Annotated in this window: 20 protein-coding genes; 9 read left to right on the top strand and 11 right to left on the bottom strand. The window is 72.4% G+C overall.

Translation table 11 applies throughout. From position 1 onward, the window contains the following. Positions 1-15: 15 nt before the first annotated feature. The 3 genes from ACFYYT_RS18135 to coxB are packed head-to-tail and all read right to left on the bottom strand — an operon-like array spanning position 16 to position 3,112. A complete protein-coding gene (locus ACFYYT_RS18135; protein WP_351820933.1) occupies positions 16-414 on the bottom strand; it encodes a cytochrome c oxidase subunit 4 in 399 nt (132 codons plus the stop codon). After that, positions 411-2,141, bottom strand: a complete 1,731-nt coding sequence (gene ctaD / locus ACFYYT_RS18130) for a cytochrome c oxidase subunit I (protein ID WP_351820936.1) — start codon at positions 2,139-2,141, stop codon at positions 411-413. Before ctaD ends, ACFYYT_RS18135 begins: the two co-directional genes overlap by 4 nt. Further along, positions 2,138-3,112, bottom strand: a complete 975-nt coding sequence (coxB, locus tag ACFYYT_RS18125) for a cytochrome c oxidase subunit II (RefSeq protein WP_351820939.1) — start codon at positions 3,110-3,112, stop codon at positions 2,138-2,140. The genes ctaD and coxB overlap by 4 nt, the downstream gene beginning before the upstream one ends. 283 nt (positions 3,113-3,395) lie before the next feature. Here coxB and ACFYYT_RS18120 point away from each other — a divergent pair, with 283 nt between their 5' ends. Beyond that, positions 3,396-4,775, top strand: a complete 1,380-nt coding sequence (locus ACFYYT_RS18120) for an aminotransferase class V-fold PLP-dependent enzyme (protein ID WP_351820942.1) — start codon at positions 3,396-3,398, stop codon at positions 4,773-4,775. 25 nt (positions 4,776-4,800) lie between these two features. Here the strand turns inward: ACFYYT_RS18120 and ACFYYT_RS18115 are convergent, their stop codons facing one another. Next, positions 4,801-5,787: a carbohydrate kinase family protein gene (locus ACFYYT_RS18115; protein ID WP_351820945.1), complete on the bottom strand. Its 987-nt coding sequence runs from the start codon at positions 5,785-5,787 to the stop codon at positions 4,801-4,803. Between the two features lie 131 nt (positions 5,788-5,918). On the opposite strand from ACFYYT_RS18115, the gene ACFYYT_RS18110 reads away from it, so the two are divergent. Continuing rightward, positions 5,919-6,134, top strand: coding sequence for a hypothetical protein (locus ACFYYT_RS18110; RefSeq protein WP_351820948.1), 216 nt, complete (start codon positions 5,919-5,921; stop codon positions 6,132-6,134). 82 nt (positions 6,135-6,216) lie between these two features. Beyond that, positions 6,217-7,704, top strand: coding sequence for a hypothetical protein (locus tag ACFYYT_RS18105; protein ID WP_351820951.1), 1,488 nt, complete (start codon positions 6,217-6,219; stop codon positions 7,702-7,704). A gap of 126 nt (positions 7,705-7,830) precedes the next feature. Here the strand turns inward: ACFYYT_RS18105 and erpA are convergent, their stop codons facing one another. Beyond that, positions 7,831-8,187, bottom strand: a complete 357-nt coding sequence (gene erpA, locus ACFYYT_RS18100; RefSeq protein ID WP_008738845.1) for an iron-sulfur cluster insertion protein ErpA — start codon at positions 8,185-8,187, stop codon at positions 7,831-7,833. Between the two features lie 323 nt (positions 8,188-8,510). On the opposite strand from erpA, the gene nadA reads away from it, so the two are divergent. Beyond that, entirely contained in the window at positions 8,511-9,698 is a 1,188-nt protein-coding gene (gene nadA / locus ACFYYT_RS18095; RefSeq protein WP_351820954.1) for a quinolinate synthase NadA, read from the top strand. 194 nt (positions 9,699-9,892) lie between these two features. On the opposite strand, the gene ACFYYT_RS18090 is transcribed toward nadA, so the two are convergent. The 3 genes from ACFYYT_RS18090 to ACFYYT_RS18080 form a co-directional block, all read right to left on the bottom strand. Beyond that, positions 9,893-13,006, bottom strand: coding sequence for an efflux RND transporter permease subunit (locus ACFYYT_RS18090; protein WP_351820957.1), 3,114 nt, complete (start codon positions 13,004-13,006; stop codon positions 9,893-9,895). Between the two features lie 150 nt (positions 13,007-13,156). Next, positions 13,157-13,876 carry a response regulator transcription factor gene (locus tag ACFYYT_RS18085; protein WP_351820960.1) on the bottom strand — a complete coding sequence of 240 codons (720 nt, stop codon included), beginning with the start codon at positions 13,874-13,876 and terminating at the stop codon, positions 13,157-13,159. A 32-nt stretch (positions 13,877-13,908) separates the two neighbouring features. Next, positions 13,909-14,733, bottom strand: coding sequence for an adenosylcobinamide-GDP ribazoletransferase (locus ACFYYT_RS18080; protein ID WP_388608452.1), 825 nt, complete (start codon positions 14,731-14,733; stop codon positions 13,909-13,911). A gap of 70 nt (positions 14,734-14,803) precedes the next feature. On the opposite strand from ACFYYT_RS18080, the gene ACFYYT_RS18075 reads away from it, so the two are divergent. Further along, on the top strand, positions 14,804-15,601 hold the full coding sequence (locus ACFYYT_RS18075) for a hypothetical protein (protein ID WP_351830551.1): 798 nt from the start codon (positions 14,804-14,806) through the stop codon (positions 15,599-15,601). A 142-nt stretch (positions 15,602-15,743) separates the two neighbouring features. On the opposite strand, the gene ACFYYT_RS18070 is transcribed toward ACFYYT_RS18075, so the two are convergent. Then, positions 15,744-16,022, bottom strand: a complete 279-nt coding sequence (locus ACFYYT_RS18070) for a hypothetical protein (RefSeq protein WP_351830548.1) — start codon at positions 16,020-16,022, stop codon at positions 15,744-15,746. A gap of 14 nt (positions 16,023-16,036) precedes the next feature. Next, positions 16,037-16,831, bottom strand: coding sequence for a PspA/IM30 family protein (locus tag ACFYYT_RS18065; protein ID WP_351830546.1), 795 nt, complete (start codon positions 16,829-16,831; stop codon positions 16,037-16,039). A gap of 253 nt (positions 16,832-17,084) precedes the next feature. Between ACFYYT_RS18065 and ACFYYT_RS18060 the strand changes: the two genes are divergently transcribed. Both ACFYYT_RS18060 and ACFYYT_RS18055 read left to right on the top strand, forming a co-directional pair. Further along, entirely contained in the window at positions 17,085-17,693 is a 609-nt protein-coding gene (locus ACFYYT_RS18060; protein ID WP_351830543.1) for a DUF3043 domain-containing protein, read from the top strand. 77 nt (positions 17,694-17,770) lie between these two features. Beyond that, on the top strand, positions 17,771-18,478 hold the full coding sequence (locus ACFYYT_RS18055) for a class I SAM-dependent methyltransferase (protein WP_351830541.1): 708 nt from the start codon (positions 17,771-17,773) through the stop codon (positions 18,476-18,478). A 210-nt stretch (positions 18,479-18,688) separates the two neighbouring features. On the opposite strand, the gene ACFYYT_RS18050 is transcribed toward ACFYYT_RS18055, so the two are convergent. Further along, entirely contained in the window at positions 18,689-18,898 is a 210-nt protein-coding gene (locus tag ACFYYT_RS18050; protein WP_351830555.1) for a hypothetical protein, read from the bottom strand. A gap of 103 nt (positions 18,899-19,001) precedes the next feature. Here ACFYYT_RS18050 and ACFYYT_RS18045 point away from each other — a divergent pair, with 103 nt between their 5' ends. Together ACFYYT_RS18045 and cobT are read left to right on the top strand one after the other, a co-directional pair. Next, on the top strand, positions 19,002-20,216 hold the full coding sequence (locus ACFYYT_RS18045) for a bifunctional adenosylcobinamide kinase/adenosylcobinamide-phosphate guanylyltransferase (RefSeq protein WP_351830539.1): 1,215 nt from the start codon (positions 19,002-19,004) through the stop codon (positions 20,214-20,216). A 66-nt stretch (positions 20,217-20,282) separates the two neighbouring features. Continuing rightward, a complete protein-coding gene (gene cobT, locus ACFYYT_RS18040; protein WP_351830537.1) occupies positions 20,283-21,350 on the top strand; it encodes a nicotinate-nucleotide--dimethylbenzimidazole phosphoribosyltransferase in 1,068 nt (355 codons plus the stop codon). Positions 21,351-21,357: the final 7 nt, after the last annotated feature.

Raw genomic sequence — 21,357 nt, 5'->3', positions numbered from 1 at the left:
CTGTACGGCGAACGGCTACTGGTTCGCGTTCTCGCCGCGGTAGTACTCGTACACCCAGCCCCACAGGCCGATCAGGATCAGCGGCGCCGAGAAGTACATCAGCCACCAGCCGAAGATGACGCCCATGAAGGCGAAGGCTCCACCGATCGCCAGCGAGAGCGGCTGCCAGCTGTGCGGGGAGAAGAACCCCAGCTCGCCCGCCTCGTCGGCGACGTCGGCCTCCAGGTTGTCCTGGGCCATCTCGTCCACGCGCTTGGCCGTGAAGGCCAGGTAGTAGCCGATCATGGCGCTCAGGCCGAAGGCCAGCGCGAGCGCGGTGGTGCCGACCGGCTCCTTCGACCACACGCCGTACACGACGGTCATGATCAGGATGAAGGCGGCGAGCCAGAGGAACATCTTGCCCTGGATCTTCACTTGCCGGCCTCCTTGCCACCGGTGACGGCCTTGGTGCCGGCGCCGTGGTCCGCGAGGTGGTCGAGGGCCGCGATCTCCGGGTGGTGCAGGTCGAACGCCGGGGATTCACTGCGGATCCGCGGCAGGGTGAGGAAGTTGTGCCGCGGCGGCGGGCAGGACGTCGCCCATTCGAGCGAGCGGCCGTAGCCCCACGGGTCGTCGACCTCGACCTTCTTGCCGTACTTCGCCGTCTTCCAGACGTTGTACAAGAAGGGCAGGATCGACAGGCCCAGCAGGAACGAGCTGATCGTCGAGACCGTGTTCAGCGTGGTGAAGCCGTCGGCCGCGAGGTAGTCCGCGTAACGGCGCGGCATGCCCTCGACACCCAGCCAGTGCTGCACCAGGAAGGTGCCGTGGAAGCCGATGAACAGCGTCCAGAAGGTGATCTTGCCGAGGCGCTCGTCCAGCATCTTGCCCGTGAACTTCGGCCACCAGAAGTGGAAGCCGGCGAACATCGCGAAGACCACGGTGCCGAAGACGACGTAGTGGAAGTGCGCGACGACGAAGTACGAGTCGGAGACGTGGAAGTCCATCGGGGGCGAGGCCAGGATGACGCCGGTCAGACCACCGAAGGTGAAGGTGACCAGGAAGCCGATCGTCCAGAGCATCGGGGTCTCGAAGGACAGCGAGCCCTTCCACATGGTGCCGATCCAGTTGAAGAACTTCACACCGGTCGGTACCGCGATCAGGAAGGTCATAAAGGAGAAGAACGGCAGCAGCACACCGCCGGTGACGTACATGTGGTGGGCCCACACGGTCACCGAGAGGCCCGCGATCGAGATCGTCGCGGCGATCAGACCGATGTAACCGAACATCGGCTTGCGCGAGAAGACCGGGATCACTTCGGAAACGATTCCGAAGAATGGCAGCGCGATGATGTACACCTCTGGGTGCCCGAAGAACCAGAAGAGGTGTTGCCACAGCAGGGCGCCGCCGTTGGCCGCGTCGAACACATGCGCACCGAACTTCCGGTCGGCCTCCAGCGCGAAGAGCGCGGCGGCCAGCACCGGGAAGGCGAGCAGGACCAGAACACCGGTCAGCAGCACGTTCCAGGTGAAGATCGGCATGCGGAACATCGTCATGCCGGGGGCGCGCATGCAGATGATCGTGGTGATGAAGTTGACCGAACCGAGGATCGTGCCGAAGCCGGAGAAGGCCAGACCCATGATCCACATGTCGCCGCCGATGCCCGGCGAACGGACCGCGTCGGTCAGCGGGGAGTAGGCGAACCAACCGAAGTCGGCGGCACCCGAGGGGGTGACGAAGCCGGCCACCGCGATGGACGAGCCGAAGAGGTACAGCCAGTACGCGAACATGTTCAGCCGCGGGAACGCCACGTCGGGCGCGCCGATCTGCAGCGGCATGATCCAGTTCGCGAAGCCGGCGAACAGCGGGGTGGCGAACATCAGCAGCATGATCGTGCCATGCATGGTGAACGCCTGGTTGAACTGCTCGTTCGACATGATCTGCGTGCCCGGACGGGCCAGCTCGGCGCGCATGAAGAGCGCCATGATCCCGCCGATGATGAAGAACGCGAACGACGTGACCAGGTACATCGTGCCGATGGTCTTGTGGTCGGTCGTGGTCATCCACTTCACGACCACATTGCCCGGCTGCTTGCGCCGCACCGGCAGCTCGTTCTCATACGAGTCGGCGGCGGCACCCTGGGATTCGTTGAGGATGCTCACAGTTTGTTCAGCTCCGCATTCCGGGCCGGGTCAGTCTGCTTGATGCCGGCGGGGAGGAAGCCGGTCTGCCCCTTCTCCGCCAGTTCCTTCAGGTGCGCCCGGTACTTCTCCGGCGAGACGACCTTCACGTTGAAGAGCATCCGGGAGTGGTCGACACCACAGAGCTCGGCGCACTTGCCCATGAAGGTGCCTTCCTGGGTCGGGGTGACCTCGAAGACATTGGTGTGACCGGGGATGACGTCCTGCTTGAACAGGAAGGGCACCACCCAGAAGGAGTGGATGACGTCGTTCGACGACAGGATGAAGCGGACCTTCTCGCCCTTGGGCAGGTAGAGGGTCGGCCCCGGGTTGTTGGTGTCCGGGTTCCGGTCGCCGGGGACGCCCTTCTCGTAGACGCCTTCGGCGCCCGCGGGGAATTCCTTGGTGAAGCGGTCCGGAATGGTCGCGATCTCCTTCGGGACCTCGCCGGCCTTCGGAGTCGCGGCATCGCCGTCGACGTTCTCGACGTAGTTGAAGCCCCAGCTCCACTGGAAGCCGACCACGTTGATCGTGTGGGCGGGCTTGGCGGAGAGGGAGAGCAGCTTCGACTCGTCGCGCGCGGTGAAGTAGAAGAGCACCGAGACGATGATGAGCGGGACCACGGTGTACAGCGCCTCGATGGGCATGTTGTACCGGGTCTGCGCGGGGACCTCGATCTTCGTCCGGCTACGCCGGTGGAAGATGACGCTCCACATGATCAGGCCCCACACCAGGATGCCCGTAAGGAGAGCGGCCGCCCAGGATCCCTGCCACAGGGAAAGGATGCGAGGCGCCTCCTCCGTGACCGGGGTGGGCATTCCGAGGCGGGGGAAGTCTTTCCAGGTGTACGAGCAACCAGTGGCGGTCGCCAGGACCACGCCCGCAGTCAGCGCCTGCAGCAGCTTCCGCCGCATCGGGCGCCGCGGCGAGCGGTCGGAGCCGTAGGGACTCACGTAGCGCCTTCCCGAGAGTCTCGGCCCGCGCGGCCGGCCGCGGCCGTGTTCGGGTCGGTCGCCGGCCCTGACGCAGGCAGGGGTTTGGATGTTTATGCGGACCAAACCCTACTGGACGCTATTTGGGGTCGCGCGGGGAGGGTGCCCAACGCGCCGCTACTGCCCCCGAAGGGATGGATCCGCCGTCCGGGGGACGGTCCATCCGGCCCTGAACGGCAGGCTCCGGACGACATCTGACGGCCCCTGACCGCGGCCTTCCGGCGCCGCCGGTTAGCGTGGCCGGATGCCCTACTTCGACACCGCGTCAGCCGCCCCGCTGCACCCCGTGGCCCGTCAGGCGCTCCAGGCCGCCCTCGACGAGGGCTGGGCGGACCCGGCCCGGCTGTACCGGGAGGGGCGGCGGGCCCGGCTGTTGCTGGACGCGGCGCGCGAGGCGGCGGCCGAGGCGGTGGGATGCCGGGCCGACGAGCTGTCTTTCACTCCTTCGGGAACGCACGCGGTTCACACGGGCGTCGCGGGGGCCCTGGCGGGCCGCCGGCGCGTCGGCGGCCATCTGGTCGTGTCGGCGGTCGAACACAGTTCTGTACTGCACGCGGCGCAGGCCCACGCGGCGGCGGGCGGCACGGTGACGCAGGTGCCGGTCAACCGGCTCGGCGCGGTCTCGCCCGACGGCTACGCGGCCGCCCTCGGCCCCGGCACCGCCCTGGCCTGCCTCCAGTCGGCCAACCACGAGGTGGGCACGCTCCAGCCGGTGGCGGAGGTGGCCGGGGTCTGCGCGGAGGCCGGGGTGCCGCTCCTGGTGGACGCGGCGCAGTCGCTGGGCTGGGGCGCGACGCCGCCGGGCTGGTCGGTGCTGACCGCGAGCGCCCACAAGTGGGGCGGCCCGCCGGGAGTCGGGCTCCTCGCCGTCCGCAAGGGCGTCCGCTTCGCCCCGCAACACCCGGCGGACGAAAGGGAGTCGGGCCGCTCCCCCGGCTTCGTCAACCTCCCCGCCGCCGTCGCGGCGGCGGCCTCCCTGCGGGCGGTCCGCGCGGAGGCCGACGCGGAGGCGGCGCGGCTGCGGGTGCTGGTGGACCGGATCCGGCGGCGGGTGGCCCGGCTGGTGCCGGACGTGGAGGTGGTGGGCGACCCGGACCGGCGGCTGCCGCACCTGGTCACCTTCTCCTGCCTGTACGTGGACGGCGAGACCCTGCTCCACGAGCTGGACCGGGCGGGGTACTCGGTCTCCTCCGGCTCCTCCTGCACCAGCTCCACGCTGACCCCCAGTCACGTGCTGCGGGCGATGGGGGTGCTGTCGGAGGGGAACGTACGGGTGGCCCTGCCGCCGGGGACCTCCGCGGACGAGGTGAACGGCTTCCTGGAGGTGCTGCCCCGGGCGGTGGCCGGGGTCCGGGAGAAGCTCGGCGTCACGCGGGAGCACCCCGTCGCCCCGGAGGCGGACGACCTCGAAGTCGACGCCCTGGGGCTGCGCTGCCCGCAGCCGGTGATCGAGCTGGCGCGGAGCATCGGCCGGGTCCCGGTCGGCGGCACCGTGACCGTCCTCTCGGACGACGAGGTCGCCCGCCTGGACGTGCCGGCCTGGTGCGCGATGCGGGGCCACGCCTACCTGGGCGAGGCCCCGCGCCCGCGCGGCACGGCCTACACGGTGCGCCGCCTCGTCTGAGGCGGCGGCCGTCGGGCGGCAGCCGTCAGGCCGAGGCCGCCGTCAGGTACGTGCGGACCTCGGCGGCGGCCGCGTCCCCGTACGCCTTGGTGAACCGCTCCATGAAGTGCGCCCGCGCCAAGGTGTACTCCTGGGTGCCCAGCGTCTCGATGACGAGGGTGGCCAGCATGCAGCCGACCTGCGCCGCCCGCTCCAGACCGACGCCCCAGCCGAGCCCGGTCAGGAAGCCCGCGCGGAACGCGTCGCCGACGCCGGTCGGGTCGACCTTCGCGGTCTCCTCCGGGCAGCCCACGACGATCGGCTCCTGGCCGGCCCGCTCGATCCGTACGCCCTGCGCGCCCAGCGTCGTCACCCGGGTGCCGACCTTGGCCAGGATCTCCGCGTCGGTCCAGCCGGACTTCGACTCGATGAGGCCCTTCTCGTACTCGTTCGAGAAGAGGTACGTCGCGCCCTCCATCAGGGTGCGGATGTTCTCGCCGTCCATCCGGGCGATCTGCTGCGAGAAGTCCGCGGCGAAGGGGATCCCGCGCGTGCGGCACTCCTCCGTGTGGCGCAGCATCGCCTCGGGGTCGTCGGCGCCGATGAGGACGAGGTCCAGCCCGCCCACCCGGTCGGCGACGGCCTTGAGCTCGATCTGGCGGGCCTCGCTCATCGCGCCCGTGTAGAAGGAGCCGATCTGGTTGTGGTCGGCGTCCGTGGTGCACACGAAGCGCGCGGTGTGCAGCACCTCGGAGATCCGCACGGACGCGGTGTCCACCCCGTGCCGCTCCAGCCAGGCGCGGTACTCGTCGAAGTCCGAGCCGGCCGCGCCGACCAGGATCGGGCGGGTGCCCAGCTGCCCCATGCCGAAGCAGATGTTCGGTCCGACGCCGCCCCGGCGCACGTCGAGGTTGTCGACGAGGAAGGAGAGGGAGACCGTGTGGAGCTGGTCGGCGACGAGCTGGTCGGCGAAGCGGCCCGGGAAGGTCATGAGGTGGTCGGTGGCGATGGAGCCGGTGACTGCGATGCGCACGGCGTGGATGCTCCTGCGGAGGACGGCGGGGGACAGTCAAAACTACCCGGTCCGCGGCCGCGGGCCGACCCGGCGAAACTACCCCGTAGTAGGACTTCCTTCGCTCGCTTCGGCGTGCCTACCGTGCCTCCATGACCTCTACCGATCGCTTCGGGCACTCCGAGTACTCCGCCGGCGCCCGTCCCGGCTTCGCCCGGCTGCTGGGCGACTGCGCCCGGATGGCTCCGCACTGGCCGGTTCCCCGGGGGCCCCGTCCGGACCGCGTGACGGCGTCCCAGATCCACGGCATCAGCGTCCCGCCCGCCTCGGCCCGCCTGATCGCCTCCACGGCGGCGTACGGGGACTGACGGCCCGGGGAGGGAACCGGTTTCGCGACCGCCGCGTCACACCCGCATCACGTACGGCGGGACCACGCGAAGGAGCGAAGCGGTGACCAGCGAAGAACCCGACACCGGTACGACACGCGCCACACGACGGCGGCCGTCTTGGGCCATCGGCTCGATCGCGGCAGCCGTCCTGCTGGCCGGCGGCGGGACGGCCTACTGGGCGTCGACGGCCTACGGGGATGCCTCGGGCAGCGGCAGCCGTACGAGTGACAGCGCGGCCGTCGCCCCGCGCCCGGCGGGATCCCCCCCGGGGCCCGGCATCGCCCCCGGCGAGCCGGACCCGTCCGGCGGCCCGGTGACCTACCGGGCCGAGGGCCCGCTCCCCCAGGCCCCGGCGGGCGGCGCGCCCGCCTTCCGCGCCTCCGGCGAGGTCTCCTCGGAGGAGGTGGCGAAGCTGGCCCACGCCCTCGGGATCTCCGGCGAGCCCCGGCTGAGCGGCGAGGAGTGGCGGGCCGGGGAGGACGCCGACGGTTCGGGACCCCGGCTGACGGTGACCCGCAAGGCTCCCGGGACCTGGAGCTTCTCCCGGTTCCAGGGGACCGCCCCGGGCGGGAACGGCGCCGGGGACGACTGCGTGCGCGGCAAGGACACCTGCGGCCCGGCCACCCTCCCGCAGGGCGGCGGCGGGGGTGCGGCGGTGGCCGGTTCGGGCGCTTCGGCCGCGCCCGTCACCGAGGAGGCGGCGAAGGCGGCCGCGGCCCCGGTGCTGGCGGCGGCCGGGCAGGGCGACGCCAAGGTGGACGCCCGGCTCACCCGGGACTCCGTACGGGTGGTGAGCGCCGACCCGGTGGTGGGCGGACTGGCCACCACCGGCTGGTCCACCAAGCTGACCGTGGCGGCCGATGCCCGGGTGGTGGCGGGCAGCGGCGAGCTGAAGGCCCCGGTCCGGGCGGCCGAGCAGCCGGTGGTCGGCGCCGACGAGGCGCTGGCCCGGCTCAACGCGGCGGCCGGGGGCGGCGACGGCAGCGGCACCGGCCCCAGCGGCTGCGCGACCTCGGTCCCGCTGACCCCGGACACCCCGACGGGCGCGACGGACACGCTGCCCTGCAACCCGGAGCCGCGCCCGGTCAAGCCGCCGCGGACCGAGACCGTACGGGGGGCCGTGCTGGGTCTGGCCCCGGGGACGGTCGACGGCGGGCGGGGCCTGGTCCCGGCCTGGCTGTTCGAGGTGGCGGCCAAGGACGGCGGGGCGGCCCGCACGGTGGCGGGCCCGGCGGCCAAGGACGACGGCGGCAACGGCGGCGGCGCCCCGGTGCCTCCGCAGGGCCGTACCGTGCCCGGGTTCTCGTACGCGCAGGCCGACCGGACCCTGACGGTGAACTTCTGGGGCAGCGTGTGCAGCACGTACGCCCTGGAGGCGCGGGAGGAGGGCGGCTCGGTGCTGGTCAAGATCACGGACACCCCGAAGCAGCCCGGGCAGGCCTGCATCATGCTGGCGCAGGAGACGTCCGTGACGGCCCGGCTCCAGCAGCCGCTCGGCGGCCGCAAGGTGGTCGACGCGACGACGGGCAAGGAGCTCCCCCGCCAGTAGTCCCGCAGCCGTAGCCGCAGCCGTGGCCCCGGTGGCGGGGAGCGGGTGCGCGCGAGGGCCCGGGTACCGGACGATTTCCGTCCGGTACCCGGGCCCTCGGTCCTGCGGGGTCAGCCGGGCCGGGGCCTAGCTGAACGAGTCGCCGCAGGCGCAGGAGCCGGTGGCGTTCGGGTTGTCGATGGTGAAGCCCTGCTTCTCGATGGTGTCGACGAAGTCGATCGAGGCACCGTGCAGGTACGGGGAGCTCATCCGGTCGGTCACGACCTTGACGCCGTCGAAGTCCTTGACGACGTCGCCGTCGAGGGAACGCTCGTCGAAGAAGAGCTGGTAGCGCAGGCCGGAGCAGCCGCCGGGCTGGACGGCGACGCGGAGCGCCAGGTCCTCGCGGCCTTCCTGCTCCAGGAGGGTCCTGACCTTCTCGGCGGCGGCGTCGGACAGGAGGATGCCGTCGCTCACGGTGGTCTTGTCGTCCTGTACGGACATCTGCATTCACTCCCGAAGTGGGCGGCTCCCCGGCGGAGGCTGGGGAAACGTCGGACTCTTGCCGTCGGTGGCAACCAGCGGGACCGCGCATTCATTCCGGGCCCGCCGCCTTGTTTCAGATATTCATGCTCGCACACCCGGGCGGAGCGGTGGACCCCGCGCGGAGGGCCGGTGGAGTGGCGGGCCCCGGCCGGGGCGAATGCGTCACATCGACACTATGGCCATCGTCAAAGTGACGTGAAGCGGTTATGATAGATAGCGTCAAATAGACGAGAAGTCGAAGCGATGTCTCCCCCGAAGTCCCTTGTCGCAGAACAGAAAGGGTGCGTGTCGTGACCACCGCCCAGCCTTTGGACGTCCAGCCGACGCCCCTCGCCCTGCTGCTGCTCGGCCGCGAGGCCGACCCCAGGAGCGAGCGCGGTGTGGAATGTCCCGGCGACCTGCCCTCGCCGTCCGACCCGAACCTGGTGGCCCGCGCCCGCGCGGCCAAGGAGAAGCTCGGGGACAAGGTCTTCATCCTCGGCCACCACTACCAGCGCGACGAGGTCATCGAGTTCGCCGACGTCACCGGTGACTCCTTCAAGCTGGCCAAGGACGCCGCGGCCAGGCCGGAGGCCGAGTACATCGTCTTCTGTGGCGTGCACTTCATGGCCGAGTCGGCGGACATCCTGACCTCGGACGACCAGAAGGTCGTCCTGCCCGACCTCGCGGCCGGCTGCTCGATGGCCGACATGGCCACCGCCGAGCAGGTCGCGGAGTGCTGGGACGTGCTGACCGAGGCCGGCGTCGCCGGTGCGACGGTGCCCGTCTCGTACATGAACTCCTCCGCCGACATCAAGGCCTTCACCGGCAAGCACGGCGGCACGATCTGCACCTCGTCCAACGCGAAGAAGGCCCTGGAGTGGGCGTTCGAGCAGGGCGAGAAGGTGCTGTTCCTCCCCGACCAGCACCTGGGCCGCAACACCGCCGTCCGCGACATGGGCATGTCCCTGGACGACTGCGTGCTCTACAACCCGCACAAGCCGGGCGGCGGTCTGACCCCGGAGCAGCTGCGGAACGCGAAGATGATCCTGTGGCGCGGCCACTGCTCGGTGCACGGCCGGTTCTCGGTCGAGTCGGTCGAGGACGTACGGGCGCGGATCCCCGGGGTGAACGTCCTGGTCCACCCGGAGTGCAAGCACGAGGTCGTGGCGGCCGCGGACCACGTCGGCTCGACGGAGTACATCATCAAGGCGCTGGAGGCGGCCCCGGCCGGCTCCAAGTGGGCGATCGGCACCGAGCTGAACCTGGTCCGGCGGCTGGCGAACCGTTTCGCCGCGGAGGACAAGGAGGTCGTCTTCCTCGACAAGACGGTCTGCTTCTGCTCGACGATGAACCGCATCGACCTCCCCCACCTGGTGTGGACCCTGGAATCCCTGGCCGAGGGCAACCTCGTCAACCAGATCCGGGTCGACAAGGAGACGGAGAGCTTCGCGAAGCTCGCTCTGGAGCGGATGCTGGCACTGCCGTAACGGTGACCGCCCGCCCCGAGGGGGCCGCCCGGCGAATGCCGGCCGGCCCCCTTCGCGTTTCCCGCTTCCTCCAGCCGGCCCGTACCGGCTGGCGCGAGCGGCCGGCCCGGGCGGAGTGCGGGGGGCGTTACCCCTGGGACCGGTGAGGCCCCCGGCCCCGCGTGAGGCGGGGGCCGGGGGCCTCGGAATGCCGGTCAGACCTTGACCGGGGTGTCCTCGTCGGTGGCCGGCTTCGGGACCGCCGTCGGGCGGGCCGCCTTCTTCGCGCGGCGGCGGTCCTTGCGGAGCTCGACCATCGTGTAGAGCGTCGGCACCAGCAGCAGGGTCAGCAGCGTGGAGCTGACCAGGCCGCCGATCACCACCACCGCGAGCGGCTGCGAGATGAAGCCGCCCTCGCCGGTGACGCCGAGCGCCATCGGCAGCAGGGCGAAGATCGTCGCCAGGGCCGTCATCAGGATCGGGCGGAGCCGGTGGCGGCCGCCCTCGATGACCGCCTCGACGACGCCCAGCCCCTGCGCCCGGTACTGGTTGACCAGGTCGATCAGGACGATCGCATTGGTCACCACGATGCCGATGAGCATCAGCATGCCGATCATCGCCGGGACACCCATCGGGGTGCCGGTGACGATCAGCAGGCCCAGCGCGCCCGTCGCCGCGAAGGGGATGGAGACCAGCAGGATCAGCGGCTGGACGAGCGAGCGGAACGTCGCGACCAGCAGCATGAACACGATCGCGATGGCCGCGAGCATGGCCAGGCCCAGCGAGCCGAAGGCGTCGGACTGGTCCTGCGAGACCCCGCCGATCGCGACGTCGGCCCCGGCCGGCAGGTGGAGCGCCTTGATCTTGTTCTGCAGGGTGACGCTGACCGCTCCCGTGTTGTCGCCGACCGGCTTGGCGGTGATGGTCGCGGCGCGGGCGCCGTCGATCCGGGTCATCGCGACCGGGCCGGGAACCACCTTGACCTCGGCGATGTCGCCGAGCTTGACGGGGCCCACGGGCAGGGCCTGGAGCTCGGCCAGGGTGGTGGCCGGGCGGGAGGAGCGGATCACGACGTCCCGCTCGGTGTCGTCCAGTACGGCCTTGGCCACCTGGCTGCCCCGGACGGCCTGGGCGACGACCGCGCCCAGCGCGGCCTGGTTCAGGCCGGCCTCGGCGGTCTTGGGCGTGGCGGTGACGGAGATCCGCGGCACCGACTGGGCCAGGTCGCTCTGGACGTCGGTGACGTCCTTGATGGTGGCCACCTCGGCGCGCACCTGCTCGGCGGCCTTGGCGAGCACGTCCGCGTCACCGGCCTTGACGACCACGCTCAGGTTCTGGCTGCCGAAGCCGCCGCCCGCCGAGAGGGAGGTGTCGCCGATGCCGTCCAGCTTGCCCAGGGCGTCCTGGATGCGCTGCTTGACGGCCCCGGAGTCCTTGGCGTCGTCCAGGGTGACCTGGTAGGAGGCCTGGTTGGTGCCGGTGCCGCCGCCGAAGGCCGCGAGGAAGCCGGAGGAACCGACGGTGACCTGGTAGTCCTTGACGCCCTCGACGGAGGCCAGGGCCTTCTCCACCTTGCGGCTCGCCTCGTCGGAGGCGGCAAGCGAGGTGCCGGGGGCCAGCTGCTGCTTGACGGTCAGGACGTCCTGGTCGCCCTGGTCGAAGAAGTTCGTCTTGAGCAGCGGGGTCATGCCGAAGGTGGCGACCAGGACGACGACCGCGAGGGCCACGCTGGTCAGGCGGCGCCGGGTGGCGAAGCCCAGGACCCGTACGTAGACCTTCTGCAGGCGGCTGCGCGCCTCCTTCTCCTCGGCGTTCCGGCGGGCCTGCTCCGGATCCAGCGAGGTGCCCTTGGGGGCGCGCAGGAACCAGTACGACAGGACCGGAACGACCGTCAGCGACACCAGCAGCGAGGCCAGCAGGGCGGCGGTGACGGTGAGCGAGAAGGAGCCGAACAGCTCGCCGATCATGCCGCCGACCAGGCCGATCGGCAGGAAGACGGCGACGGTGGTCAGCGTCGACGAGGTGACCGCGCCGGCCACCTCGCGCACGGCGGCGATGATGGCGGCCTCGCGCTCCTCGCCGTAGCCGAGGTGGCGCTTGATGTTCTCCAGGACCACGATCGAGTCGTCGACGACCCGCCCGATGGCGATGGTGAGCGCGCCCAGGGTCAGCATGTTCAGCGACAGGTCGCGGGTCCACAGCACGATCAGGGCGAGGACCACGGACAGCGGGATGGAGACCGCGGTGACCAGGGTCGAGCGGATCGAGCCCAGGAAGACCAGGATCACGATCACCGCGAAGGCGAGACCGAGGAGGCCCTCGGTGGTGAGGCCGGAGATGGACTTGGCCACGGCCGGGCCCTGGTCGCTGACGACGGTCAGGGCGGCGCCGGAGCCGAGGGTGGAGCGCAGGGCGGGGAGCTTGTCCTTGACTGCGTCGGAGATGGCGACGGCGCTGCCGTCCTTGTCCATGGTCAGGACGAGGGCGAGGCTGGGCTTGCCGTTGGTGCGGGTGATGGAGTCGGCGGCGGCCGGCTCCTGCCTGACCGCGGCGACGTCAGCGAGGCGGACGGCCGGCTTGCCGGGGCCGGGGCTCAGCCGCAGGTCCTCCAGCTGGGCGAGGGAGGTGTAACCGGAGCCGACGCGGACGGTGCGGTTCTTGCCCTCCTCGTCGAAGGAGCCGGCCGGGACGGTCGCGCCGCCCGCCTTGAGGCCCTCGCCCAGCTTCGCGGCGTCGAGGCCGGCCGCGGCGAGCTTCGCGTCGTCGGGGGTGACGGTGACCTGGAGGTCGCGGACGCCGTCCACGCTGACCTGCGCGACGCCGGGCACGTCCTCCAGGACGGGGACGACGGACTTGTTCAGCTGGTCGGCGAGGGCCTGCTGGTCCTTGTCCGAGGTGGCGGCGAGGACGACGGTGGGGATGTCGTCGGTGGAGCCGGCGACCACCTGGGGGTCGACCTCGGAAGGCAGCCGGACGCGGGCCCGGTTGACGGCCTGCTGGACGTCGGCGACGAGCTGCTTGGTGCCGCTGTCGCCGTAGTCGAAGGTGGCCCGGATGAGGGCGTTGCCCTCGCTGGCGGTGGAGGTGATGCCGGTGATGCCGTCGACGCCCTTGAGCGTCGCCTCGATCGGCTCGATGACCTGCTTCTCCACCACGTCGGGCGAGGCGCCTTGGTACGGCGCGAGCACGGACACCATGGGCAGTTCGATGGAGGGCAGCAGCTGCTGCTTGAGCTGCGGGATGGCTATGGCGCCGAAGAGCAGCGCGATGATCGACACGAGGCCGATCAGCGCTCTCTGGGCAAGGCTGAAGCGGGACAGCCATGACATGGGCGTGGGATCTCTCTGCAGTACGTAGGCGAGGGCTCCCCAGCCTCTCCCGCCGCGGCACGCCGTCGCGTCGCTCCCAGGTCCTGTCCTTATGTACGGCATACCGCGTCCGCAGTACTCCGTGGGGTGTGGCGGGACGGGCTCCGCGGGTCAGTCGGCGCGCGAACGGACCAGGCCCGATTCGTACGCGATGACCACCAACTGGGCCCGGTCGCGGGCGCCGAGCTTGGCCATCGCCCGGTTGACGTGGGTCTTCACGGTCAGCGGGCTGACCTCCAGCCGGGCGGCGATGCCGTCGTTGGACAGGCCCGCGGCGACCAGGACGAGGACCTCGCGCTCGCGGACGGTCAGCGCGGCCAGGCGTTCGGCGTGGGCCGAGCCTGCGGCGGGGGCCTCCGCGTGGCCGCCCTGGGCGAGGAAGCTGGCGATCAGGCCCTTGGTCGCGGCCGGGGAGAGCAGTGCCTCGCCGGCCGCCGCGAGGCGGATGGCGTTCAGCAGTTCGTCGGGCTCGGCGCCCTTGCCGAGGAAGCCGGAGGCTCCGGCGCGCAGGGCCTGGATGACGTACTCGTCCACCTCGAAGGTGGTGAGCATGACGATCCGGACCGTGGACAGCCCGGGGTCGGCGCTGATCATGCGGGTGGCGGCGAGCCCGTCGGTGCCGGGCATCCGGATGTCCATGAGGACGACGTCGGCCCGGCGTTCGCGCGCCAGGGCGTAGGCCTGGGCCCCGTCGGAGGCCTCCCCGACGACCTGCATGTCGGGCTCGGAGTCGACGAGCACCTTGAACGCGCTGCGCAGCAGCGCCTGGTCGTCGGCGAGCAGCACCCTGATGGGGCCGGTCTCCTGCGTCTGGGTCCCCGTGTCGTCCACCCCCCGAGGGTACGCGGGAGCGTGGCGGGCGCTCAGCCGAGTGCGAGGACCAGCAGGGCGGCGGTGGCCGCCACCTCGCACAGGGCGCCGAAGACGTCCCCGGTGACCCCGCCGAAGCGGCGGACGCAGCGGCGCAGCAGGAGTTCCGCGGCCAGCAGCCCCGCCGCGACGGCCGCCGCGTGCTGGGCGGCCCCGGGCAGGCCGGCCGGCAGCGCGGCCAGGGTCGCGGCCAGGGCGACGGCGCCGGCCACGGCGGCCGCGGCGCGGCGCGGGACCACGCCCGCGACCGCGGCGCCCAGGCCTTCGGGGCGGGCGGCGGGGACCCCGGCGCGGGAGGCCAGGGTCATCGCGAGGCGGGCGGTGGCGGCGGCGAGCACCGCGGCGAGCGCGCCGGACGCCCAGCCGTCCTCGGCGTAGACGTTCGCCAGGGCGGCCACCTGCACCAGGAACACGACGAGCAGGGAGATGACCCCGAAGGGGCCGATGTCGGACTGCTTCATGATCCGCAGGGCGTCCTCGGCGGGCTTAGCGCTGCCCAGTCCGTCGGCGGTGTCGGCGAGTCCGTCGAGGTGGAGCCCGCGGGTCAGCGCGGCCGGGACGGCGACGGTGACGGCCGCGGCGAGCAGCGGGCCGCCCCCCAGGACGAGCAGGAGGGCGCCGGCCGCCGCGGCGAGCAGGCCGAGGGCCAGGCCGACGAGCGGGGCGCAGGCCATACCGCTGCGGGCGGCGGGCCGGTCCCAGCGGGTGATCCGGGCGGGCAGGACGCTCAGCGTGCCGAACGCGAAGCGGAGTCCGTCGGCGAGGGAGGCGCGCTCGGAGGGCGGCGCCGGTGGTGGATCATCGAACGAGTCTGTCATCGGCGCGAACGCTACCCGCTCCGGGCCGGCGGTAAATATCTCAATACGCGCCAAAACGGGAGCGGGTGTCGTGGGTCACTGGTGGTACCGGAACATCGTCGAGCCGGGCAAGCTCCCGCTGCTGCTCGCCCTGCTGTCCTTCGTGCTGTCCTTCCTGGTCACCCGGGTGATCACCCGGCTGATCCGGGCCGGCCGGGGCCCGTTCAAGAACATCACCCCGGGCGGGCTGCACGTCCACCACGTGGTCCCGGGGGTGGTCCTCGTGATCATCGGCGGTTTCGGCGCGGTCGGCAGCGGCCAGCACAGCTTCGGCTCCGGCCTCTCGGCCGTGCTGTTCGGGCTGGGCGCCGGGCTGGTGCTGGACGAGTTCGCGTTGATCCTGCACCTCGACGACGTCTACTGGAGCGAGCAGGGCCGCAAGAGCGTGGAGATCGTGGTGCTGACGGCGGCGGTGGTCGCGCTGGTGCTGGGCGGGTTCCTGCCCTTCGGGGTCAACGAGCTGACCCCCGGCGAGCGGCACAGCCGGGGCCTGGTCGTCATGAACACCGCCACCAACTTCTTCCTGGCGCTGGTCGCCCTGTGGAAGGGGAAGCCGCGCACGGCGGTGTTCGGGACGGTGATCCCCTTCGCGGCCCTGATCGGCGCGGTCCGCCTCGCCCGGCCGGACTCCCCGTACGCGAAGAGGTTCTACGCGAACCGCCCGCGCGCCCGGGCCAAGGCCGCGCTGCGGGCCTTCCACCACGACCGGCGCTGGGCCCGGCCGCGCCGCAGGTTCGAGGAGTTCATCGGCGGCACCCCGGACCCCGAGCGCACCGGGCGCAGGCGGGCCGACGGGCACCGGGGGGACGGGCCCGCAGGGCGGGGATGAGCGAAGGGCCCGCCCCCGGTGCGGGGGCGGGCCCTTCGTCGTCGGTGCGGCCCGGCCCGCCGGGTGTCCTGGATGCGGCGGGCGGCGGGCGCGTCGGCCCGGGAGCGGGTCAGCCCCGGATCAGGTGAGCCGGGGATCAGGGTCAGCCCGGGATCAGGCCGTCGTCGCTGAGCATCTGCCTGACGTCGTCCAGCGAGGCGTCGGGGGCGGGCAGGATCAGCTCGGACGGCTCCAGCGCGTCGTCGGGGAGCGGCTCGCCGAGGCGGCGCACGGCGTCGAGCAGCTCACCCAGCGTGCGCCGGAAGCCCTCTTCGTCGCCGGCTTCCATCTCGGAGAGGAGCTCGTCGTCCAGCTCGTTGAGCTCGGCGAAGTGACCGTCGGCCAGCTTCACCTGGCCCTCCCCCATGATGCGGACAATCATGACGGGCCCCTGTCCTACTGCTTGTCGAACCGGTGCTGGGTCTGCGAAGGCTGGGCGGTGCCCGGGGCGCCGCCCTCGATGGCCTGCTGCTGCGCGGACGGGCCGCCCGCCAGCTCGGCCTTCATCCGCTGGAGCTCCAGCTCGACGTCGGTGCCGCCGGAGAGGCGGTCCAGCTCGGCCTGGATGTCGTCCTTGGAGCCGAGGCCGCTCTGGTCGTCGAGGGCGCCGGAGGCCAGCAGCTCGTCGATCGCGCCGGCCCGGGCCTGGAGCTGGGCGGTCTTGTCCTCGGCCCGCTGGATGGCCAGGCCGACGTCGCTCATCTCCTCCGAGATGCCGGAGAAGGACTCCGCGATCCGGGTCTGCGCCTGGGCCGCGGTGTACGTGGCCTTGATGGTCTCCTTCTTCGTGCGGAAGGCGTCCACCTTGGCCTGGAGCCGCTGCGCGGCGAGCGTCAGCTTCTCCTCCTCGCCCTGGAGGGTCTGGTGCTGCACCTCCAGGTCGCTGACCTGCTGCTGGAGGGAGGCGCGGCGGGACAGGGCCTCGCGGGCCAGGTCCTCACGGCCCAGGGCGAGGGCCTTGCGGCCCTGGTCCTCCAGCTTGGCGGACTGGCCCTGGAGCTGGTTCAGCTGCAGTTCCAGGCGCTTGCGGGAGGTCGCCACGTCGGCGACTCCGCGGCGTACCTTCTGCAGCAGCTCCAGCTGCTTCTGGTACGAGTAGTCGAGGGTCTCGCGCGGGTCCTCGGCCCGGTCAAGGGCCTTGTTCGCCTTCGCGCGGAAGATCATCCCCATACGCTTCATGACACCGCTCATGGGCTTCGCGCGCCCCCTTCTAGACGGACTGTGCTCCAGGTCACCGACAGGACCCACAGTACGGGCCCTGTCTCCATTACCGCACTGTTCGAGTACGGATGCGCTCCTCCTCCAGGACGAGTGCGCCCGCGCCGTATCAGGCGCAAGGAGTAGGTGATCCCCGAGACCGGGCGGACCCCGGCACTGGGAAGACGCCCGCCGTTGCCGGATCGTTCCCCGCCGGGGTGGGGTGCGTGCGCCCGACCACGTAGGCTTGGGTTTTGTGTTTGGTAGCCGCTCCTCCAAGGAAGAGAAGGCCGCCGCCGCCGACAAGGTGAGCGCCGACCTCTCGCAGCCCCGTAACCCGCAGGCCCCGAAGGGCCGCCCGACGCCGAAGCGTGCTGTGGCCCAGTCGCAGCGCAAGGCCGTGGTGGCCTCGACCGGCAATCGCAAGGAGGACGCCAAGCGAGCCCGTGAACGTCGCCGTGAGGAAATGGCCAAGCAGCGCGTGGCGCTGGCCAACGGCGACGAGCGGTACCTGCCCGTGCGCGACAAGGGCCCCGTCCGCAAGTTCGTCCGCGACTACGTGGACTCCCGCTTCTCCGTCGCCGAGATGTTCCTGCCGCTCGCGGTGATCATCCTGGTGCTGAGCATGGTCCGGGTGCCCTCGATCCAGAACGTCGCGCTGATGCTGTGGCTCGGCGTGATCGTCCTGATCATCCTCGACTCCATCGGCCTCTTCATCCGCCTGCGCAAGGCGCTGAACGAGCGCTTCGCGAACGAGCCGCGCCGCGGCGCCGTCGCGTACGGCCTGATGCGCACGCTCCAGATGCGCCGGCTCCGCCTGCCGAAGCCGCAGGTCAAGCGCGGGGAACGGCCCTGAACGAGGGGTTCGCGCCGGGCGCGCGGCTGTGGCTCGAAGGTCTGGGCGGACTGCGCAACGCCGTCCGCCAGGAACTCGTGGGCCGGCAGGTGGAGGAGCAGATCGCGCACCGCTTCCCGGTCGGGCAGCGGCTGCGCGTCCTCGACGTCGGCATGGGGCAGGGCACGCAGGCGCTGCGCCTGGCCCGCGCCGGGCACAAGGTCACCGGCCTGGAGCAGGACCCGGCGATGCTGGAGGCGGCCCGCGAGGCGCTGGCCGCCGAACCGGCCGGGATCCGCGACCGGGTCCAGCTGCTGGAGGGTGACGGCCGCGAGACGGGCGTGCACTTCGTCCCGGGCAGCTTCGACGTGGTGCTGTGCCACGGGGTGCTGATGTACGTGCCCGAGGCGGACGCCATGCTCGCCGGGCTGGCCCGGATGCTGGCGCCCGGCGGCCTGCTGTCCCTGCTGGTGCGCAACGGCGACGCCCTCGCGCTGCGGCCGGGACTGGCCGGGGACTGGGACAGGGCGCTGGCCGCCTTCGACACCGTCGACTACACGAACCGGCTCGGCATGGACGTACGCGCCGACCGGCTGGCGGACCTGACCTCGACCCTGTCCGGCATCGGCGCCCCGCTCGCCACCTGGTACGGCGTACGGGTCTTCACCGACGGCACCGAGGCCGGCAGCGAACTCCCGCCGGACGCCGAACTCGAAGCCCTGCTCGCCGCCGAGGAGCGCGCCGGGCGCACCGACCCCTACCGCTCGGTGGCGGCGCTGCTGCACCTGTGCGGGGTCCGCGGCTAGGCGTCCGTCCGCCCACCCGTCTGCCCAGCGCTCCCGTCCGGTCCTCCGGGCGGGAGCGCTTTCGTCCGCCCCCTCGTACCGGAGCGGCGCTCGTGTCCCCTTCCCGGAGCAGGACCCGGCCCGGACCGACCGGTGATCCAGCCCGGCCGCCCCTCGCCTGCGCCCCGGCCCCGCGCCGCCCGACGCCGGGCGGGGCCAGGGGATGTACGGCTACGCCTCGGAGGCGGCGCGCAGGCTCATCACGTAGATCTGGGTGCCGTCCTCGAAGAGGGTCACCTGCTCCGCGCCGCCGTCCAGGAGCTCCTTCCAGACCTCGCCGATCCAGGATTCCGCGTCGCCCTGGGTCGTGAACTCCTCCGGCTCCACCGCCGGGCTCGTCTCCGTGCCGTCGGCCGTCTCGAACCGCCACGTCCACACCATGTCCGCCTCCGTTGCTCGCACGCGTTCTCACACTTCTCGGCATGAGTGTGCCCGCAGAGTAACCGGGCGCGCAGCACTCCCGGCGACGCGGGAGGATCTCTGTGTGGAACTCACTCTGCTCGGCACCGGTACCCCTGAAGGACTCCCCCGCCCCGGCTGTCCCTGCGCGGCCTGCGCGGTCTCCGTGGGCGGCCTGGCCCGCGCCGCGACCTCCGTGGTCGTGGACGGGGCACTGCTGCTGGACCTGACCCCCGGGGCGGTGCTCGCCGGAGCCCGCGCGGGGCACTCGCTGGCCGGTGTCCGGCAGGTGCTGCTGACGCACCCGCACGACGGGCCGGCCGTCGAGCTGCCGCCCGGGCTGCCGGCGGCGGGCCGGGTGCCGGACGGGCGGGAGCTCGCGGTGATCAGCGGGCACCGGGTGCGGGCGGTACCGATGGACGCGCCGGGCACCGGGTACGAGGTCACCGGCCCGGACGGGAGCCGGCTGCTGTACCTCCCGCCGGGCGGCGCCCCCGCGGGCACCACAGGGACGACGGCCCGGCGGGCCTACGACGTGGTCATCGCCGATGTGCTCGGCCGCCCCGAAGCCCTGGCCCGGCTGCGCGCGAGCGGCGCCGTCGGCCCGGCGACCGACGTGATCGCCGTGCACCTGGACCACGACACCCCGCCGGGCCGGGAGCTGGAGCGCCGGTGCGCGGCGGCCGGCGCACGCGCCGTCCCGGACGGCACCACGGTGGTGGCGGGCGAGTACCGCGCGGGCCCGCGGGTGCCCCGGCGCACCCTGGTGCTGGGCGGTGCCCGTTCGGGCAAGTCCGTCGAGGCGGAGCGGCGCCTGGAGGCCTACCCCGAGGTGGTCTACGCGGCCACCTCCGGCACCCGCGAGGACGACGCGGACTGGGCCCAGCGCGTCGGCCTGCACCGCGAGCGCCGCCCGGCCGGCTGGCGGACGGTGGAGACCTGCGAACTGGCGCCGCTGCTGGCGGCGTCCGGGCCCCCGCTGCTGATCGACTGCCTCGCGCTGTGGCTCACCGACGCCATGGACCGGGCCGACGCCTGGGACGACTCCGCGTGGGCGGCGCGGGGCCGCAAGGAGCTGCGCGACCGGGTGTCGGACCTGGTGGCGGCGGTCCGCGCGGCCCGCCGCACGGTGGTGCTCGTCAGCAACGAGGTGGGCGCCGGGGTGGTCCCCGCGACGGCCTCCGGGCGGCGGTTCCGCGACGAGCTGGGGCGCCTGAACAACGCGGTGGCGGGCGAGTGCGAGCACGTCCTGCTGGTGGTGGCGGGGCAGGCCCTCGTCCTGAAGGGGCAGCCGGGGTGACGGACCGCCACGGGATCGGCGGGACACCCCCTGAGGCAGGGCCTGACCGGCTGTAGTCTCTGGCAGATGACCACGCTGAATCTCGACGACTTCTCCGATCTGATCGAGCGCCCCGACGGGGGCGTCCGGCGTGACGCCGAGGATCGCCGTGAGCGGCTGGCCGTGCCGCCCGGTGCGCTGGGCCGGCTCGACGAGCTCGCCGAATGGCTGGCCGCCGCGCAGGGGCAGGTCCCGGTGAAGCCGGTCGAGCGGCCGCGCGTCGTCCTGTTCGCCGCCGACCACGGGATCGCGGCCCAGGGCGTCTCCGCCCGCCCCGCCGGCAGCGCCCACGAGCTGGTCCGCTCCGTCCTGGACGGGACCAGCCCGGTGTCCGTCCTGGCCCGGCGGCTCGGCGCGGGCGTGCGCGTCGTCGACACCGGCCTCGACTGCGATCCGTCCCTCCTGCCCGAGGACGTGACGCGCCACCGCGTGCGGCGCGGCAGCGGACGGATCGACGTGGAGGACGCGCTGACGGCGCAGGAGGCCGAGGCCGCCCTGCGGCTGGGCATCGCGATCGCCGACGAGGAGGCCGACTCCGGTACGGACCTGGTCGTCCTCGGCGACCTGAGCGTGGGCGGCACCACCGTGGCGGCCGTCCTGGTCGCCGCGCTCTGCGGGACGGACGCCTCCGTGGTGACCGGGCGCGGCGGGGTGCCGATCGACGACCTGGCCTGGATGCGCAAGTGCGCCGCGATCCGCGACGCGCTGCGACGCGCCCGGCCGGTGCTCGGCGACCAGACGGCCCTGCTGGCCGCGGTCGGCGGTACGGACGTCGCCGCGATCACCGGTTTCCTGCTCCAGTGCGCGGTGCGCCGCACGCCTGTCATCCTGGACGGGGTCGTCTCGGCGGCCGCCGGCCTGGTGGCCCAGCGGGCCGCCTTCCGGGCCCCGGACTGGTGGCTGGCCGGACAGACCAGCGGGGAACCGGGCCAGGCCAAGGCCTTGGACCGGATGGCACTCAACCCCGTGCTCGACCACGGCGTCACAGTGGGGGAAGGAACCGGGGCCTTGCTGGCACTCCCCCTGGTCCAGGCGGCCGCCGCACTCGCGGCGGAACTTCCGGAGCGGGCGGCCGTGGAACAGCCGACGGACTGAGACACCG

The sequence above is a fragment of the Streptomyces sp. NPDC002032 genome, assembly GCF_042890765.1.
In the GTDB taxonomy this organism is placed as follows: domain Bacteria; phylum Actinomycetota; class Actinomycetes; order Streptomycetales; family Streptomycetaceae; genus Streptomyces.
Note: the sequence above shows the minus strand (reverse complement) of the source record. Positions and strands in the feature narration are given on the sequence as shown.